This window comes from Leclercia sp. LSNIH3 (genome assembly GCF_002935105.1).
In the GTDB taxonomy this organism is placed as follows: Bacteria; Pseudomonadota; Gammaproteobacteria; order Enterobacterales; family Enterobacteriaceae; genus Enterobacter; species Enterobacter adecarboxylatus.
Genome location: NZ_CP026387.1, coordinates 2,876,018 through 2,890,323, shown reverse-complemented (window position 1 = coordinate 2,890,323; position 14,306 = coordinate 2,876,018). Strand labels below are relative to the sequence as shown.

The window sequence follows — 14,306 nt, the reverse complement described above, 5'->3', positions numbered from 1 at the left end:
TGATTTGTTAAACTTGTATTTGTCAGCTGGCACAAGGAGAACAAAATGAGTTTTATTAAAGAATTTCGCGAATTTGCGATGCGCGGGAATGTAGTGGATTTGGCTGTAGGTGTAATTATTGGTGCAGCGTTTGGTAAGATCGTTTCATCACTGGTTGCCGATATTATCATGCCCCCGCTGGGATTATTGATTGGCGGGATCGATTTCAAACAGTTCGCTATAACACTGCGTGAAGCACAAGGTGATATTCCTGCAGTGGTAATGCATTACGGCGTGTTTATTCAAAACGTATTTGATTTTGTGATTGTTGCTTTTGCCATCTTTATGGCCATCAAGCTGATCAATAGATTGAATCGTAAGAAAAAAGAAGAACCGGCTGCGCCGGCAGCCCCCTCGAAAGAAGAAGTATTGCTGACAGAAATTCGTGACTTACTGAAAGCGCAAAACAACCGTACTTTGTAAGGCTTTGAAAGCAAGAAGGCCAGTGGTAAGAAAGCGATTTGCTTGCTTGCCACTGGCCTCCCAGTTACCCCGTTTCGCATGTTTATTTTTACGTAGATAACTTCCTTTCCCTTTCTTATTCTTCTCAATTCGCTGCCTGAATAAAGGATCATGTAATAATGCTTCAATAGCGTTATCGTTGATTTGCCCTTTCTTATGCTGATAATGGCTCATGATTTCTCCGGTATAGACAATATCCACGCGAGTGTAAAATCTGAGATAAATAAAATCAACAGCCGCGCGTTTCCCCGTTTGCCCCCTGCTCGAGTGTTTCGAGGATAGAGCAGTAGACGCTACTATGAGCAGTGCCACAACAAGCATCGTTCAGCCGCTGTAGAGACAGGCGCATCGTTTGTAACTCTTCGATACGCGCTTCGACTTCACTCAGTCTAGCCTGCACAATGCTTTTTGATTCCTGGCAGGTGTGGTGTTCAGGATCGATGCGGATCGACAGCAGTTCACGGATCGATTCCAGCGTAAAACCCAGCTGTCGGGCGTGACGAATGAACTTCAACCGCTGAAGATCCTTATCGGTATACAACCGAAAGCCACCTTCAGTGCGAATTTCATGCTCCATCATCTGCTGTTTTTCGTAATAACGAATGGTGTCAGGCGTGACATCAGCCAGCTTGGCAATCTCACCAATACGATACATCGCTAATCCTCATTCATTTTTTTCACTAGCCGGTCAGCGTAGTCGCCGTGCAGGAAATTTGTGCTTACACCCGCCTGTCGAAGCTTAAGCTCAAGAAGTGCGAGTCGCCGGCTGTAATCCGTATGCTCGGGAGATCCTTGTCTGACTGTACTGAGTAATTGAGCAAGCTCAACTGCCTCTTTACGCTGCTCAAGTTCTGGCGGCAGGCAACCAGCATTTTTCAACATTCGATAACCTGCTCTCAGTTCAGCAGGAACATGTGAATCATCATCCAGTATTAATGGGCATCCACTACCAGGCAGGTTATCAAATTCACCCTGGCGTTGAGCATCAAGAATGTGTCGTTCTGCCCACTGGTCAAGTAACCACATAGCAAAACTCCGCAGAGAACGAAAAGAATACGACTATTGTAGGAAAGTGGGGATACAGCAGATATAAAAAAACCCGCCGAAGCGGGTTTTTTTACGTTACTGCAGATTACTCTGCAGCAGCTTCTGCTTTCTCTGAACGATCAACCAGCTCGATGTAAGCCATCGGCGCGTTGTCGCCTGCACGGAAGCCACACTTCAGAATACGAGTGTAACCACCGGCACGGCTCGCGAAACGCGGGCCCAGTTCGTTAAACAGTTTTGCCACGATCTCGTTATCACGAGTACGGGCGAATGCCAGACGACGATTAGCAACGCTGTCAGTCTTGGCAAGAGTAATCAGCGGCTCAACTACGCGACGCAGCTCTTTCGCTTTAGGCAGGGTCGTCTTGATGATCTCATGACGAACCAGTGAACCTGCCATGTTGCGGAACATAGCCTGGCGATGGCTGCTGTTGCGGTTCAGTTGACGACCACTCTTACGATGGCGCATGACCTTATCCTTCTCAGTAAAACCTTAACCTGTGATCCGGTTACTCGTCAGCAATGCTTGCCGGTGGCCAGTTTTCCAGGCGCATGCCCAGAGACAGACCACGTGAAGCCAGCACGTCTTTAATCTCAGTAAGAGATTTTTTACCCAGGTTCGGCGTTTTCAGCAACTCAACCTCGGTACGCTGTACCAGATCACCGATATAGTGGATAGCTTCTGCCTTGAGGCAGTTAGCAGAGCGGACAGTCAATTCCAGATCGTCAACAGGGCGCAGCAGGATCGGATCGAATTCTGGTTTCTCTTCTTTCACTTCCGGCTGACGTACATCACGTAAGTCAACGAAAGCTTCCAGTTGTTCTGCCAGGATGGTTGCCGCACGACGAATCGCCTCTTCAGGATCGATTGTGCCGTTGGTTTCCATTTCGATGACCAGCTTGTCCAGGTCGGTACGCTGTTCTACACGCGCTGCTTCAACATTGTAGGCAATACGCTCTACAGGGCTGTAGCATGCGTCGACCAGCAGACGGCCGATTGGGCGCTCATCTTCTTCCGAATGAATTCGGGCAGAAGCCGGCACATAACCACGACCGCGCTGAACTTTGATACGCATGCTAATAGCTGCGTTCTCATCGGTCAGGTGGCAGATCACGTGCTGCGGCTTGACGATTTCGACATCACCGTCGTGGGTGATATCGGCTGCAGTCACAGGGCCAATGCCAGATTTATTCAGAGTAAGAATAACTTCATCTTTACCCTGAACTCTCACCGCCAGCCCTTTCAGGTTGAGCAGGATTTCAAGGATATCTTCCTGAACGCCTTCTTTGGTGCTGTACTCATGAAGTACACCATCAATCTCAACCTCGGTCACCGCGCAACCCGGCATCGATGAGAGCAGAATACGGCGCAGTGCGTTACCCAGAGTATGGCCAAAGCCACGCTCTAAAGGCTCAAGGGTCACCTTGGCGTGCGTCGAACTCACTTGCTCGATATCTACCAGGCGCGGTTTTAGAAACTCTGTCACAGAACCCTGCATTGTGTCCTCTCTTTGGTACTAAGCTTTACTTGGAGTAAAGCTCGACGATCAGGTGTTCGTTAATGTCCGCAGACAGATCAGAACGTTCCGGCTGACGCTTGAACGTGCCTTCCATCTTGCCAGCATCAACTTCCAGCCAGGTTGGCTTTTCACGCTGCTCAGCCAGCTCCAGAGCGGCTTTCACGCGAGATTGCTTTTTCGCTTTCTCACGAATGCTAACAACGTCATTCGCTTTAACCTGATAAGAAGCGATGTTAACAACACGACCGTTTACCATGATTGCTTTATGGCTAACCATCTGACGTGCTTCAGCACGAGTGGCACCAAAGCCCATACGGTATACTACGTTGTCCAGACGGCCTTCCAGCAGAGCCAACAGGTTTTCACCGGTGTTGCCTTTCAGACGTGCTGCTTCTTTATAGTAGTTACGGAACTGACGCTCCAGCACACCGTACATACGGCGAACTTTCTGCTTTTCACGCAACTGCACACCATAGTCAGACAGACGCGGTTTACGCGCACCGTGCTGGCCAGGAGCTTGTTCAATTTTACACTTGGTATCGATCGCGCGAACGCCAGACTTAAGGAATAAGTCGGTGCCCTCACGACGGCTCAGCTTGAGCTTAGGACCCAAATATCTTGCCATTTTCTATCTCCAACAATCCTAGAAAACGAACGCGTTATACGCGACGTTTTTTCGGCGGACGACAACCGTTATGAGGGATCGGAGTCACATCAGTAATATTCGTGATGCGGAAACCAGCGGCGTTCAGAGCACGAACAGTAGATTCGCGACCTGGACCCGGACCTTTTACCATAACTTCCAGATTCTTGATGCCGTATTCTTTTACGGCTTCAGCGCAACGCTCTGCTGCAACCTGAGCTGCGAACGGAGTGGATTTGCGTGAACCACGGAAACCGGAACCACCGGCTGTTGCCCAACCCAGTGCGTTACCCTGACGATCAGTAATAGTAACGATGGTGTTGTTGAAAGAAGCATGGATATGAGCCACGCCGTCAGAGACTTGTTTTCTTACACGCTTACGTGCACGAACTGGTGCCTTTGCCATTATTCAATCACCCCGATTATTTCTTGATCGGTTTGCGCGGACCCTTACGGGTACGTGCGTTGGTCTTGGTACGCTGGCCGCGAACCGGGAGACCACGACGATGACGCAAACCGCGATAGCAACCAAGATCCATAAGGCGCTTGATGCTCATGCTAACTTCACGGCGCAGATCACCTTCAACGACAAATTTGGCAACTTCGTCACGCAGCGTGTCGATTTGTTCTTCAGACAGCTCACTGATCTTAACATCTTCAGCGATACCCGCTGCAGCCAGAATGGCTTTGGAACGGGTCTTGCCGACGCCGTAGATCGAAGTTAATGCGATCACAGCATGTTTCTGATCAGGAATGTTAATGCCTGCTATACGGGCCACTATGCACTCCTACTATTTAATATGTACGCACCATGCTGAAAAGCCCGTTTTCAGGATACTCAAATGGAAACGTACAGACATACAAAAGATTGGCTGGCTAATCTAGCCAGCTCAACCCAACTTTGCAAGAAAAATATGCGAAATAATCAGCCTTGGCGCTGTTTATGCTTCGGCTCGGCACTGCAAATCACACGGATGACACCATCACGCTTAACGATTTTGCAGTTACGGCATAATTTCTTGACGGAAGCACGAACTTTCATTTTTACTCTCCGTAACTTCTCGAGCGACCTATTGTCGGCCGTAGCCTTTAAGGTTCGCCTTCTTCAATGCAGACTCGTACTGACTTGACATCATCAGAGTTTGCACTTGAGCCATAAAGTCCATAATCACGACAACAACGATAAGCAGTGAGGTTCCACCGAAGTAGAACGGTACTTTCATTGCATCACGCATGAACTCCGGGATCAGGCAAATAAAAGTAATATAAAGCGCACCAACCAAAGTCAGGCGAGTCATTACTTTATCGATATACTTCGCCGTTTGCTCTCCCGGACGAATTCCTGGTACAAATGCACCGGACTTCTTCAGGTTATCTGCTGTTTCACGCGGGTTGAAGACCAACGCCGTGTAGAAGAAACAGAAGAAGATGATCGCAGACGCATAGAGTAACACATAAAGTGGTTGCCCAGGCTGCAAATACAGCGAAATTGTTGTCAGCCAGTTCCAACCAGTCCCGCCCCCGAACCATGACGCGATGGTCGCCGGGAACAGAATAATACTGGAAGCGAAGATTGCCGGGATTACCCCTGCCATATTCACTTTCAGCGGTAAATGTGTGCTCTGTGCAGCATAGACACGACGACCTTGCTGACGTTTCGCGTAGTTTACCACAATGCGGCGTTGACCACGTTCAACGAAGATAACAAAGAACGTCACTGCAAATACTAATACTGCAACCAACAGCAACAGGAGGAAGTGCAGGTCGCCTTGACGCGCTTGCTCGATAGTATGGGCGATGGCTGGCGGGAGACCCGCAACAATACCAGCGAAGATAATGATCGAAATACCGTTGCCGATACCTCGTTCAGTAATTTGTTCGCCGAGCCACATCAGGAACATCGTTCCTGAAACCAGACTTACAACAGCGGTGAAATAGAATGCAAAGCCTGGGTTAATAACCAGGCCCTGCATACCAGGCATATTCGGTAGACCGGTAGCAATACCGATCGACTGGAATATCGCCAGCACCAGAGTGCCGTAACGGGTGTACTGGCTGATCTTACGACGACCAGACTCCCCTTCTTTCTTCAGCTCTGCCAAGGTCGGATGAACGACCGTCAGCAGCTGGATAATGATCGATGCCGAAATATACGGCATGATACCCAAAGCAAAGATTGAAGCACGGCTGAGAGCACCACCAGAGAACATGTTAAACATTTCAATGATGGTGCCACGCTGTTGCTCAAGCAGTTTGGCAAGTACAGCGGCATCAATACCAGGGATCGGAATAAAAGAGCCAATACGGAACACAATAAGCGCACCGATTACAAACAACAGTCTGCGTTTCAGCTCGCCTAAGCCACCTTTGGCACTTTGAAAATCTAATCCCGGTTGTTTAGCCATCTGCTACTTATTCCTCGATTTTACCGCCAGCAGCTTCGATAGCAGCACGAGCACCTTTAGTAACACGCAGGCCACGAACAGTTACCGGAGTAGAAACTTCACCAGCCAGGATCACTTTCGCGAACTCGATCTGGATACCGATAATGTTTGCTGCTTTCAGCGTGTTCAGGTCTACAACGCCGCCTTCAACTTTCGCCAGGTCAGACAGACGAACTTCGGCTGTGATCGCTGATTTGCGAGAGGTGAAGCCGAACTTCGGCAGACGACGGTACAGTGGCATCTGGCCACCCTCGAAACCGCGACGTACGCCACCGCCAGAACGAGAGTTCTGACCTTTGTGACCACGACCACCGGTTTTGCCGAGGCCAGAACCGATACCACGACCCAGGCGTTTACCCGCCTTTTTAGAGCCTTCGGCCGGAGACAGAGTATTTAAACGCATCTCTTACTCCTCAACTTTAACCATGAAGTAAACCGCGTTGACCATACCACGAACAGCAGGAGTATCCTCGCGCTCAACGGTATGACCAATACGACGCAGACCCAGGCCAAGCAGAGTTGCCTTGTGTTTCGGCAGACGTCCGATTGCACTGCGGGTTTGTGTAATTTTAATAGTCTTTGCCATGGTCAATTACCCCAGAATTTCTTCAACGGATTTACCACGCTTGGCAGCGACCATTTCTGGAGATTTCATATTTTCCAGGCCATCAATAGTTGCACGAACCACGTTGATCGGGTTGGTGGAACCATATGCTTTAGCCAGAACGTTATGAACTCCAGCAACTTCCAGAACGGCGCGCATTGCACCACCGGCGATGATACCGGTACCTTCGGAAGCTGGCTGCATGAAGACACGAGAACCCGTGTGAGTACCCTTAACTGGGTGCTGCAGGGTGCCGTGGTTCAGCGCGACGTTAATCATATTGCGACGGGCTTTTTCCATCGCTTTCTGGATCGCTGCTGGAACTTCACGCGCTTTACCGTAACCAAAACCTACGCGGCCATTACCATCACCAACAACAGTCAGAGCTGTGAAGGAGAAAATACGACCACCTTTAACGGTTTTAGATACGCGGTTAACCGCGATCAGCTTTTCCTGCAGTTCGCCAGCCTGTTTTTCGATGTGAGCCATCTTACACCTCTACCTTAGAACTGAAGGCCAGCTTCACGGGCAGCATCTGCCAGTGCCTGGACGCGACCATGATATTGGAACCCGGAACGGTCAAAGGACACAACTGTGATGCCTTTTTCCAGAGCGCGTTCAGCAACAGCTTTACCTACAGCTGCAGCAGCGTCTTTGTTACCGGTGTACTTCAATTGTTCAGTAATAGCTTTTTCTACAGTAGAAGCAGCTACCAGAACTTCAGAACCGTTTGGTGCAATAACCTGTGCGTAAATATGACGCGGGGTACGATGTACCACCAGGCGAGTTGCACCCAGCTCTTTGAGCTTGCGGCGTGCGCTGGTCGCACGACGGATACGAGCAGATTTCTTATCCATAGTGTTACCTTACTTCTTCTTAGCCTCTTTGGTACGCACGACTTCGTCGGCGTAACGAACACCCTTGCCTTTATAAGGCTCAGGACGACGGTAGGCGCGCAGATCTGCTGCAACCTGACCGATCAGCTGTTTATCAGCGCCTTTCAGCACGATTTCAGTCTGAGTCGGGCATTCTGCAGTGATACCGGCCGGCAGCGGATGCTCAACAGGGTGTGAGAAGCCCAGAGACAGGCCTACTGCATTCCCTTTGATCGCTGCACGATAACCTACACCAACCAGCTGAAGCTTTTTAGTGAAGCCTTCGGTAACACCAACAACCATTGAGTTCAGCAGGGCACGCGCGGTACCAGCCTGAGCCCAGCCATCAACGTAACCAGTACGTGGGCCGAAAGTCAGAGCGTTGTCTACATGATTAACTTCAACAGCATTGTTGAGGGTACGAGTCAGCTCGCCATTTTTACCTTTGATCGTAATAACCTGACCGTCGATTTTTACATCAACGCCGGCAGGAATAACGACCGGTGCTTTAGCAACACGAGACATTCTTTCCTCCGATTAGGCTACGTAGCAGATAATTTCGCCACCAAGACCAGCTTGGCGCGCTGCACGATCAGTCATAACACCTTTAGAGGTAGAAACAACTGCGATACCCATGCCGGCCATAACTTTTGGCAGCTCATCTTTTTTCTTATAGATGCGCAGGCCTGGGCGGCTGACACGCTGAATGCTTTCTACAACAGCTTTACCCTGGAAATACTTAAGAGTAAGTTCCAGTTCCGGCTTGGTGTCGCCTTCAACTTTAAAATCTTCGATAAAACCTTCTTCCTTCAGCACGTTGGCAATTGCCACTTTCAGCTTGGCGGAAGGCATGGTGACCGCAACTTTGTTCGCGGCCTGACCGTTACGGATACGGGTCAGCATATCCGCGATCGGATCTTGCATGCTCATCTGTCTTTACTCCCGTGATTCAATTGGTAATTACCAGCTAGCCTTTTTCAAGCCTGGTACTTCACCGCGCATGGCGGCTTCACGCAGTTTGATACGGCTCAACCCGAACTTGCCCACGAAACCATGTGGACGACCTGTTTGACGACAGCGGTTACGCTGACGAGACGGGCTGGAATCACGCGGCAGAGACTGCAGCTTGAGAACAGCATTCCAACGATCTTCGTCGGAAGCGTTCACATCAGAAATGATCGCTTTCAGTTCAGCGCGTTTAGCGAAGAATTTATCAGCTAAAGCTACGCGCTTTACTTCGCGTGCTTTCATTGATTGCTTAGCCATTCAGTAACCCTACCTTACTTGCGGAACGGGAAGTCAAACGCAGCCAGCAGAGCGCGGCCTTCTTCGTCAGAGTTCGCAGTAGTGGTAATGGTAATATCCAAACCACGCACGCGGTCGACTTTATCGTAGTCGATCTCTGGGAAGATGATCTGCTCACGGACACCCATGCTGTAGTTGCCACGACCGTCGAAAGACTTAGCGGACAAGCCACGGAAGTCACGGATACGTGGAACAGCAATAGAGATCAGGCGCTCAAGGAACTCCCACATGCGTTCGCCACGCAGAGTTACTTTACAGCCGATCGGATAGCCCTGACGGATTTTGAAGCCTGCAACAGATTTGCGTGCTTTGGTGATCAGCGGTTTTTGACCGGAGATTGCTGTCAGATCAGCTGCTGCGTTATCCAGCAGTTTCTTGTCAGCGATCGCTTCACCAACACCCATGTTCAGGGTGATCTTCTCGACCCGAGGGACTTGCATGACAGAATTGTAGTTAAACTCAGTCATGAGTTTGTTAACTACTTCGTCTTTGTAGTAATCATGCAGTTTCGCCATCGTACTACTCCAAATTACTTGATAGTTTCGCTGTTAGACTTGAAGAAACGGACTTTTTTGCCGTCTTCGAATCTAAAGCCTACACGGTCAGCCTTACCGGTTGCCGCATTGAAGATTGCAACGTTAGAAACCTGAATTGCAGCTTCTTTTTCAACGATGCCACCTGGCTGGTTCAGGGCCGGAACCGGCTTCTGATGTTTCTTAACCAGGTTGATACCTTCAACGACGAGTTTGCCGGAAGACAGAACATTTTTTACTTTACCGCGTTTACCTTTATCTTTACCGGTTAACACGATAACTTCGTCATCACGACGGATTTTCGCTGCCATGATTCGCTCCTTAGAGTACTTCTGGTGCCAGAGAGATAATTTTCATGAACTTTTCAGTACGAAGTTCACGAGTTACCGGCCCAAAGATACGCGTGCCGATAGGCTGCTCGCTGTTATTGTTTAAAATAACGCATGCATTACCATCGAAGCGAATGACAGAACCGTCAGGGCGACGAACACCCTTCCTGGTGCGCACCACTACCGCTTTCAGCACATCACCTTTCTTGACCTTACCACGTGGAATTGCTTCCTTGATGGTGATCTTGATGATGTCGCCTACGCCTGCGTAGCGACGGTGCGAGCCACCCAGAACCTTGATACACATTACGCGACGTGCACCGGAGTTGTCGGCGACGTTCAGCATAGTCTGTTCTTGGATCATTTCAGTGCTCCGCTAATGTCAACTACTACCTGAGACTCTAAAATCAGAGCCGTTAAAAAGCCCCATATCGAGGGCGCGGCATTATAACACCGCTTCTGCAATATGGGTAGAAAAAATAAACGGCCCATTGCTGAGCCGTTTATTCGTATCGAGAAGGCTACTCTATTACAGAACCGCTTTCTCTACAACGCGAACCAGCGTCCAGGACTTAGTCTTGGACAGTGGACGGCATTCACGGATTTCAACCTTGTCGCCGATACCACATTCGTTGTTCTCGTCATGTACGTGCAGTTTGGTCGTACGCTTGATGAATTTACCGTAGATCGGGTGTTTCACAATACGTTCGATAGCTACAACGATGGATTTCTCCATTTTGTCGCTAACAACACGACCTTGCAGAGTACGGATTTTATCGGTCATTACGCACCCGCCTTCTGAGTCAGTAAAGTCTTAACGCGTGCAACATCACGACGTACCTGCTTCAGCAGGTGAGTCTGTTGCAGCTGGCCACTTGCAGCCTGCATACGCAGGTTGAACTGCTCACGCAGCAGGTTCAGCAGCTCAGCGTTCAGCTCTTCTACGCTTTTTTCACGCAGCTCATTTGCTTTCATTACATCACCGTCTTAGTTACAAAGGTGGTTTTGATAGGCAGTTTCGCTGCTGCCAGGCCGAAGGCTTCACGGGCCAGCTCTTCCGGAACACCGTCCATTTCATAAAGGACTTTGCCCGGTTGGATCAAGGCAACCCAGTACTCCACGTTACCTTTACCTTTACCCATACGAACTTCCAGCGGCTTCTCGGTAATTGGTTTGTCCGGGAAAACACGGATCCAAATTTTACCTTGACGCTTAACTGCACGGGTCATAGCACGACGTGCTGCTTCGATCTGACGTGCAGTCAGACGACCACGGCCAACAGCTTTCAGACCGAAAGTGCCGAAGCTAACATCCGTACCCTGCGCCAGACCACGGTTGCGGCCTTTGTGCACTTTACGGAATTTTGTACGCTTTGGTTGTAACATCAGCGACGCTCCTTATTTACGGCCTTTACGCTGCTGCTTTTTAGGTTGCGCAGCCGGTTTTTCCGGTTGTTCAACAGCAGCCATACCACCCAGGATCTCACCTTTGAAGATCCATACCTTAACGCCGATTACACCGTAAGTGGTGTGCGCTTCAGAGGTGTTGTAGTCGATGTCAGCACGCAGAGTGTGCAGCGGTACGCGACCTTCGCGGTACCATTCGGTACGTGCGATTTCCGCGCCGCCCAGACGGCCGCTAACTTCAACTTTGATACCTTTAGCGCCCAGACGCATTGCGTTCTGTACAGCACGCTTCATAGCACGACGGAACATAACGCGACGTTCCAGCTGTGAAGTGATGCTATCAGCAACCAATTTAGCGTCCAGTTCAGGCTTACGAACTTCAGCGATATTGATCTGTGCAGGAACGCCAGCGATATCCGCTACGACCTTGCGCAGTTTTTCTACGTCTTCGCCTTTCTTACCGATTACGATGCCAGGACGAGCGGTGTGAATAGTCACACGGATGCTCTTAGCTGGACGCTCGATAACGATACGAGATACAGACGCTTTAGCCAGTTCCTTAGTCAGGTACTGACGTACTTTAAAATCGCTGTCCAGGTTGTCAGCGAATTCTTTGGTGTTCGCAAACCAGGTTGAGTTCCATGGTTTTACAATACCCAGGCGAATACCATTAGGATGTACTTTCTGACCCATTGCTAGTCTCCAGAGTCTCAGCGATCGGACACAACCACAGTAATGTGGCTGGTGCGCTTCAGGATGCGATCTGCACGACCTTTCGCACGCGGCATAATGCGCTTCATGCTTGGGCCTTCGTCTACGAAGATTTTCGCGACTTTCAGATCGTCAATGTCAGCGCCATCGTTGTGTTCAGCGTTAGCAATGGCAGATTCCAGTACCTTCTTAACCAATACCGCAGCTTTCTTGTTGGTATAGGTCAGGATGTCCAGGGCCTGCGACACTTTCTTACCGCGAATCAGGTCAGCAACAAGGCGAACCTTCTGAGCAGAAGAACGAGCATGGCGATGTTGAGCTAAAGTTTCCATCTCTTCCTCCTACCTTATTTCTTCTTCGCTTTTTTATCAGCAGCATGGCCGCGATAAGTACGAGTCGGTGCGAATTCACCCAGTTTGTGACCGACCATTTCATCGGAAACAAAGACTGGAACGTGCTGACGACCATTATGGACAGCGATGGTCAAACCGATCATGTTAGGAAAGATCGTTGAACGACGGGACCAAGTGCGCAGGGGCTTCTTGTCTCCGCTTTCCACCGCTTTCTCTACCTTCTTCAGCAAGTGCAGGTCAATAAAAGGACCTTTCTTGAGAGAACGTGGCATGGCTTATCCTCTAATATTATTTGCTACGGCGACGTACGATAAATTTATCAGTACGCTTGTTGCTGCGGGTCTTCTTACCTTTGGTCTGAACGCCCCACGGAGTTACCGGGTGCTTACCAAAGTTACGACCTTCACCACCACCATGTGGGTGGTCGACTGGGTTCATCGCAGTACCGCGAACGGTAGGACGAACACCACGCCAGCGTGCAGCACCTGCTTTACCCAGAACGCGCAGCATATGCTCAGCATTGCCAACTTCGCCCAGAGTTGCGCGGCAGTCTGCTTCGACTTTACGCATTTCACCAGAACGCAGACGCAGGGTGACATAAGCACCATCGCGCGCAACGATCTGAACGTAAGTACCAGCGGAACGTGCCAGCTGACCGCCTTTACCTGGTTTCATTTCTACGTTATGAACGGTAGAACCAACCGGGATATTGCGCATCGGCAGGGTGTTACCTGCTTTGATTGCAGCATCAACGCCAGACTGAATCTGGTCGCCAGCTTTCAGGCCTTTAGGGGCCAGAATGTAACGGCGCTCGCCATCTTTGTACAGAACCAGCGCGATGTTCGCGGAACGGTTCGGATCGTACTCAAGACGCTCAACAACAGCTGGGATACCGTCTTTGTTGCGTTTGAAGTCAACAATACGGTAAGCCTGCTTGTGACCACCACCGATGTGACGAGTGGTGATACGGCCATTGTTGTTACGACCACCGGATTTGCTGTTTTTTTCAACCAGCGGAGCAAAAGGTTTGCCCTTGTGCAGCTCTGGGTTGACCACTTTAACGACGTGGCGACGACCCGGAGATGTCGGTTTACATTTAACAACTGCCATTGTATTACTCCTCCGACTTACTCAGCGCCGCCAACGAAGTCCAGGTTCTGGCCTTCTTTCAGGGTGACGTAAGCTTTTTTCCAGTCGCTACGACGACCGATACGCTGTCCGTGACGTTTAACTTTCCCTTTAACTACCAGGGTGTTAACGACTTCGACTTCGACTTCAAACAGTTTCTGCACAGCAGCTTTGATTTCTGCTTTGGTCGCGTCTTTAGCAACTTTGAGAACGATGGTGTTTGTTTTTTCCATCGCAGCAGACGCTTTTTCAGAAACGTGCGGTGCACGAAGCACCTTCAGCAGACGTTCTTCACGAATCATGCCAGCATCTCCTCAACTTGCTTAACAGCATCAGCAGTCATTACGACTTTGTCGAAGGCGATCAGGCTAACCGGGTCGATACCAGTCGCATCGCGTACGTCAACCTTGTGCAGGTTACGTGCGGCCAGGAACAGGTTCTCGTCCAGCTCACCGGTGATGATCAGCACATCTTCCAGAGCCATGTCTTTCAGTTTCTGTGCCAGCAGCTTAGTTTTAGGCGCTTCTACAGAGAAAGATTCGACAACGATCAGACGATCCTGACGTACCAGCTCGGACAGGATGCTTTTCAGCGCGCCGCGGTACATCTTTTTGTTAACTTTTTGACTGTGGTCCTGCGGGCGAGCAGCGAAGGTCACGCCACCGGAACGCCAGATCGGGCTCTTGATAGAACCTGAACGCGCACGGCCGGTACCTTTCTGGCGCCACGGCTTTTTGCCGGAACCAGTTACTTCAGCACGAGTCTTCTGAGCACGAGTACCCTGACGAGCACCAGCTGCATAAGCAACAACAACCTGGTGAACCAGCGCTTCGTTGAAATCACGACCGAAGGTAGTTTCGGAAACAGTCAGCGCGCTCTGCGCGTCTTTCAATACTAATTCCATTGC

Annotated in this window: 30 protein-coding genes; 1 reads left to right on the top strand and 29 read right to left on the bottom strand. The window is 50.0% G+C overall.

Annotated features, from left to right (window positions below):
* Positions 1-45: 45 nt before the first annotated feature.
* Positions 46-462, top strand: coding sequence for a large-conductance mechanosensitive channel protein MscL (gene mscL, locus C3F35_RS14035; RefSeq protein ID WP_032614681.1), 417 nt, complete (start codon positions 46-48; stop codon positions 460-462).
* Here the strand turns inward: mscL and C3F35_RS14030 are convergent.
* From C3F35_RS14030 to rplD, 29 genes are all read right to left on the bottom strand, one after another.
* Positions 430-675 carry an alternative ribosome-rescue factor A gene (locus C3F35_RS14030; protein WP_103793553.1) on the bottom strand — a complete coding sequence of 82 codons (246 nt, stop codon included), beginning with the start codon at positions 673-675 and terminating at the stop codon, positions 430-432. The two genes, mscL and C3F35_RS14030, sit on opposite strands and share 33 nt — an antisense overlap.
* 55 nt (positions 676-730) lie before the next feature.
* A complete protein-coding gene (zntR, locus tag C3F35_RS14025; protein WP_032614684.1) occupies positions 731-1,156 on the bottom strand; it encodes a Zn(2+)-responsive transcriptional regulator in 426 nt (141 codons plus the stop codon).
* Between the two features lie 2 nt (positions 1,157-1,158).
* On the bottom strand, positions 1,159-1,527 hold the full coding sequence (locus C3F35_RS14020; protein ID WP_103793554.1) for a DUF1992 domain-containing protein: 369 nt from the start codon (positions 1,525-1,527) through the stop codon (positions 1,159-1,161).
* 106 nt (positions 1,528-1,633) lie between these two features.
* Positions 1,634-2,017: a 50S ribosomal protein L17 gene (gene rplQ, locus C3F35_RS14015; RefSeq protein ID WP_001216368.1), complete on the bottom strand. Its 384-nt coding sequence runs from the start codon at positions 2,015-2,017 to the stop codon at positions 1,634-1,636.
* Between the two features lie 40 nt (positions 2,018-2,057).
* Positions 2,058-3,047: a DNA-directed RNA polymerase subunit alpha gene (locus C3F35_RS14010; protein WP_002919219.1), complete on the bottom strand. Its 990-nt coding sequence runs from the start codon at positions 3,045-3,047 to the stop codon at positions 2,058-2,060.
* Positions 3,048-3,072: 25 nt separating this feature from the next.
* Entirely contained in the window at positions 3,073-3,693 is a 621-nt protein-coding gene (gene rpsD / locus C3F35_RS14005; RefSeq protein WP_032614687.1) for a 30S ribosomal protein S4, read from the bottom strand.
* 34 nt (positions 3,694-3,727) lie between these two features.
* Positions 3,728-4,117, bottom strand: coding sequence for a 30S ribosomal protein S11 (gene rpsK / locus C3F35_RS14000; protein ID WP_003863312.1), 390 nt, complete (start codon positions 4,115-4,117; stop codon positions 3,728-3,730).
* Positions 4,118-4,133: 16 nt separating this feature from the next.
* Complete coding sequence (gene rpsM / locus C3F35_RS13995; RefSeq protein ID WP_003031135.1) at positions 4,134-4,490, bottom strand: 30S ribosomal protein S13; 357 nt, start codon at positions 4,488-4,490, stop codon at positions 4,134-4,136.
* A gap of 146 nt (positions 4,491-4,636) precedes the next feature.
* On the bottom strand, positions 4,637-4,753 hold the full coding sequence (rpmJ, locus tag C3F35_RS13990) for a 50S ribosomal protein L36 (protein WP_000868187.1): 117 nt from the start codon (positions 4,751-4,753) through the stop codon (positions 4,637-4,639).
* A 28-nt stretch (positions 4,754-4,781) separates the two neighbouring features.
* Positions 4,782-6,116 carry a preprotein translocase subunit SecY gene (secY, locus tag C3F35_RS13985; RefSeq protein ID WP_032614690.1) on the bottom strand — a complete coding sequence of 445 codons (1,335 nt, stop codon included), beginning with the start codon at positions 6,114-6,116 and terminating at the stop codon, positions 4,782-4,784.
* Between the two features lie 7 nt (positions 6,117-6,123).
* A complete protein-coding gene (rplO, locus tag C3F35_RS13980; RefSeq protein ID WP_032614692.1) occupies positions 6,124-6,558 on the bottom strand; it encodes a 50S ribosomal protein L15 in 435 nt (144 codons plus the stop codon).
* A gap of 3 nt (positions 6,559-6,561) precedes the next feature.
* A complete protein-coding gene (gene rpmD / locus C3F35_RS13975; RefSeq protein WP_003863301.1) occupies positions 6,562-6,741 on the bottom strand; it encodes a 50S ribosomal protein L30 in 180 nt (59 codons plus the stop codon).
* 6 nt (positions 6,742-6,747) lie between these two features.
* A complete protein-coding gene (gene rpsE, locus C3F35_RS13970) occupies positions 6,748-7,248 on the bottom strand; it encodes a 30S ribosomal protein S5 (protein ID WP_007369821.1) in 501 nt (166 codons plus the stop codon).
* Positions 7,249-7,262: 14 nt separating this feature from the next.
* Complete coding sequence (gene rplR / locus C3F35_RS13965) at positions 7,263-7,616, bottom strand: 50S ribosomal protein L18 (RefSeq protein ID WP_103793555.1); 354 nt, start codon at positions 7,614-7,616, stop codon at positions 7,263-7,265.
* Between the two features lie 9 nt (positions 7,617-7,625).
* The gene (gene rplF, locus C3F35_RS13960) at positions 7,626-8,159 is read right to left on the bottom strand and encodes a 50S ribosomal protein L6 (RefSeq protein ID WP_032614696.1); all 534 of its coding nucleotides are present in this window, start codon (positions 8,157-8,159) and stop codon (positions 7,626-7,628) included.
* A gap of 12 nt (positions 8,160-8,171) precedes the next feature.
* The gene (rpsH, locus tag C3F35_RS13955) at positions 8,172-8,564 is read right to left on the bottom strand and encodes a 30S ribosomal protein S8 (RefSeq protein WP_032614699.1); all 393 of its coding nucleotides are present in this window, start codon (positions 8,562-8,564) and stop codon (positions 8,172-8,174) included.
* Positions 8,565-8,594: 30 nt separating this feature from the next.
* Positions 8,595-8,900 (bottom strand): 30S ribosomal protein S14, encoded by a 306-nt coding sequence (gene rpsN / locus C3F35_RS13950; RefSeq protein WP_032614701.1) that lies wholly within the window; start codon positions 8,898-8,900, stop codon positions 8,595-8,597.
* A gap of 14 nt (positions 8,901-8,914) precedes the next feature.
* The gene (gene rplE, locus C3F35_RS13945; RefSeq protein WP_032614703.1) at positions 8,915-9,454 is read right to left on the bottom strand and encodes a 50S ribosomal protein L5; all 540 of its coding nucleotides are present in this window, start codon (positions 9,452-9,454) and stop codon (positions 8,915-8,917) included.
* A 14-nt stretch (positions 9,455-9,468) separates the two neighbouring features.
* Entirely contained in the window at positions 9,469-9,783 is a 315-nt protein-coding gene (rplX, locus tag C3F35_RS13940; RefSeq protein WP_003863287.1) for a 50S ribosomal protein L24, read from the bottom strand.
* 10 nt (positions 9,784-9,793) lie between these two features.
* The gene (gene rplN / locus C3F35_RS13935; protein WP_004160583.1) at positions 9,794-10,165 is read right to left on the bottom strand and encodes a 50S ribosomal protein L14; all 372 of its coding nucleotides are present in this window, start codon (positions 10,163-10,165) and stop codon (positions 9,794-9,796) included.
* 165 nt (positions 10,166-10,330) lie between these two features.
* On the bottom strand, positions 10,331-10,585 hold the full coding sequence (rpsQ, locus tag C3F35_RS13930) for a 30S ribosomal protein S17 (protein ID WP_008503489.1): 255 nt from the start codon (positions 10,583-10,585) through the stop codon (positions 10,331-10,333).
* Positions 10,585-10,776 carry a 50S ribosomal protein L29 gene (gene rpmC / locus C3F35_RS13925; RefSeq protein ID WP_032614707.1) on the bottom strand — a complete coding sequence of 64 codons (192 nt, stop codon included), beginning with the start codon at positions 10,774-10,776 and terminating at the stop codon, positions 10,585-10,587. The genes rpsQ and rpmC overlap by 1 nt, the downstream gene beginning before the upstream one ends.
* On the bottom strand, positions 10,776-11,186 hold the full coding sequence (gene rplP / locus C3F35_RS13920; RefSeq protein ID WP_002919759.1) for a 50S ribosomal protein L16: 411 nt from the start codon (positions 11,184-11,186) through the stop codon (positions 10,776-10,778). The genes rpmC and rplP overlap by 1 nt, the downstream gene beginning before the upstream one ends.
* 12 nt (positions 11,187-11,198) lie before the next feature.
* A complete protein-coding gene (gene rpsC / locus C3F35_RS13915) occupies positions 11,199-11,900 on the bottom strand; it encodes a 30S ribosomal protein S3 (RefSeq protein WP_000529945.1) in 702 nt (233 codons plus the stop codon).
* 17 nt (positions 11,901-11,917) lie between these two features.
* Entirely contained in the window at positions 11,918-12,250 is a 333-nt protein-coding gene (gene rplV, locus C3F35_RS13910; protein WP_002919773.1) for a 50S ribosomal protein L22, read from the bottom strand.
* A 14-nt stretch (positions 12,251-12,264) separates the two neighbouring features.
* Entirely contained in the window at positions 12,265-12,543 is a 279-nt protein-coding gene (rpsS, locus tag C3F35_RS13905; protein WP_001138115.1) for a 30S ribosomal protein S19, read from the bottom strand.
* 16 nt (positions 12,544-12,559) lie between these two features.
* Positions 12,560-13,381: a 50S ribosomal protein L2 gene (rplB, locus tag C3F35_RS13900; RefSeq protein ID WP_000301869.1), complete on the bottom strand. Its 822-nt coding sequence runs from the start codon at positions 13,379-13,381 to the stop codon at positions 12,560-12,562.
* Positions 13,382-13,398: 17 nt separating this feature from the next.
* The gene (gene rplW / locus C3F35_RS13895) at positions 13,399-13,701 is read right to left on the bottom strand and encodes a 50S ribosomal protein L23 (RefSeq protein ID WP_004868363.1); all 303 of its coding nucleotides are present in this window, start codon (positions 13,699-13,701) and stop codon (positions 13,399-13,401) included.
* Positions 13,698-14,303, bottom strand: coding sequence for a 50S ribosomal protein L4 (gene rplD / locus C3F35_RS13890; protein WP_003031119.1), 606 nt, complete (start codon positions 14,301-14,303; stop codon positions 13,698-13,700). Before rplD ends, rplW begins: the two co-directional genes overlap by 4 nt.
* Positions 14,304-14,306: the final 3 nt, after the last annotated feature.

Coding starts and splice junctions, on each gene's coding strand:
- mscL (WP_032614681.1), top strand. CDS start 46: ATGAGTTTTATTAAAGAATTTCGCGAATTTGCGATGCGCGGGAATGTA.
- C3F35_RS14030 (WP_103793553.1), bottom strand. CDS start 675: ATGAGCCATTATCAGCATAAGAAAGGGCAAATCAACGATAACGCTATT.
- zntR (WP_032614684.1), bottom strand. CDS start 1,156: ATGTATCGTATTGGTGAGATTGCCAAGCTGGCTGATGTCACGCCTGAC.
- C3F35_RS14020 (WP_103793554.1), bottom strand. CDS start 1,527: ATGTGGTTACTTGACCAGTGGGCAGAACGACACATTCTTGATGCTCAA.
- rplQ (WP_001216368.1), bottom strand. CDS start 2,017: ATGCGCCATCGTAAGAGTGGTCGTCAACTGAACCGCAACAGCAGCCAT.
- C3F35_RS14010 (WP_002919219.1), bottom strand. CDS start 3,047: ATGCAGGGTTCTGTGACAGAGTTTCTAAAACCGCGCCTGGTAGATATC.
- rpsD (WP_032614687.1), bottom strand. CDS start 3,693: ATGGCAAGATATTTGGGTCCTAAGCTCAAGCTGAGCCGTCGTGAGGGC.
- rpsK (WP_003863312.1), bottom strand. CDS start 4,117: ATGGCAAAGGCACCAGTTCGTGCACGTAAGCGTGTAAGAAAACAAGTC.
- rpmJ (WP_000868187.1), bottom strand. CDS start 4,753: ATGAAAGTTCGTGCTTCCGTCAAGAAATTATGCCGTAACTGCAAAATC.
- secY (WP_032614690.1), bottom strand. CDS start 6,116: ATGGCTAAACAACCGGGATTAGATTTTCAAAGTGCCAAAGGTGGCTTA.
- rplO (WP_032614692.1), bottom strand. CDS start 6,558: ATGCGTTTAAATACTCTGTCTCCGGCCGAAGGCTCTAAAAAGGCGGGT.
- rpmD (WP_003863301.1), bottom strand. CDS start 6,741: ATGGCAAAGACTATTAAAATTACACAAACCCGCAGTGCAATCGGACGT.
- rpsE (WP_007369821.1), bottom strand. CDS start 7,248: ATGGCTCACATCGAAAAACAGGCTGGCGAACTGCAGGAAAAGCTGATC.
- rplR (WP_103793555.1), bottom strand. CDS start 7,616: ATGGATAAGAAATCTGCTCGTATCCGTCGTGCGACCAGCGCACGCCGC.
- rplF (WP_032614696.1), bottom strand. CDS start 8,159: ATGTCTCGTGTTGCTAAAGCACCGGTCGTTATTCCTGCCGGCGTTGAT.
- rpsH (WP_032614699.1), bottom strand. CDS start 8,564: ATGAGCATGCAAGATCCGATCGCGGATATGCTGACCCGTATCCGTAAC.
- rpsN (WP_032614701.1), bottom strand. CDS start 8,900: ATGGCTAAGCAATCAATGAAAGCACGCGAAGTAAAGCGCGTAGCTTTA.
- rplE (WP_032614703.1), bottom strand. CDS start 9,454: ATGGCGAAACTGCATGATTACTACAAAGACGAAGTAGTTAACAAACTC.
- rplX (WP_003863287.1), bottom strand. CDS start 9,783: ATGGCAGCGAAAATCCGTCGTGATGACGAAGTTATCGTGTTAACCGGT.
- rplN (WP_004160583.1), bottom strand. CDS start 10,165: ATGATCCAAGAACAGACTATGCTGAACGTCGCCGACAACTCCGGTGCA.
- rpsQ (WP_008503489.1), bottom strand. CDS start 10,585: ATGACCGATAAAATCCGTACTCTGCAAGGTCGTGTTGTTAGCGACAAA.
- rpmC (WP_032614707.1), bottom strand. CDS start 10,776: ATGAAAGCAAATGAGCTGCGTGAAAAAAGCGTAGAAGAGCTGAACGCT.
- rplP (WP_002919759.1), bottom strand. CDS start 11,186: ATGTTACAACCAAAGCGTACAAAATTCCGTAAAGTGCACAAAGGCCGC.
- rpsC (WP_000529945.1), bottom strand. CDS start 11,900: ATGGGTCAGAAAGTACATCCTAATGGTATTCGCCTGGGTATTGTAAAA.
- rplV (WP_002919773.1), bottom strand. CDS start 12,250: ATGGAAACTTTAGCTCAACATCGCCATGCTCGTTCTTCTGCTCAGAAG.
- rpsS (WP_001138115.1), bottom strand. CDS start 12,543: ATGCCACGTTCTCTCAAGAAAGGTCCTTTTATTGACCTGCACTTGCTG.
- rplB (WP_000301869.1), bottom strand. CDS start 13,381: ATGGCAGTTGTTAAATGTAAACCGACATCTCCGGGTCGTCGCCACGTC.
- rplW (WP_004868363.1), bottom strand. CDS start 13,701: ATGATTCGTGAAGAACGTCTGCTGAAGGTGCTTCGTGCACCGCACGTT.
- rplD (WP_003031119.1), bottom strand. CDS start 14,303: ATGGAATTAGTATTGAAAGACGCGCAGAGCGCGCTGACTGTTTCCGAA.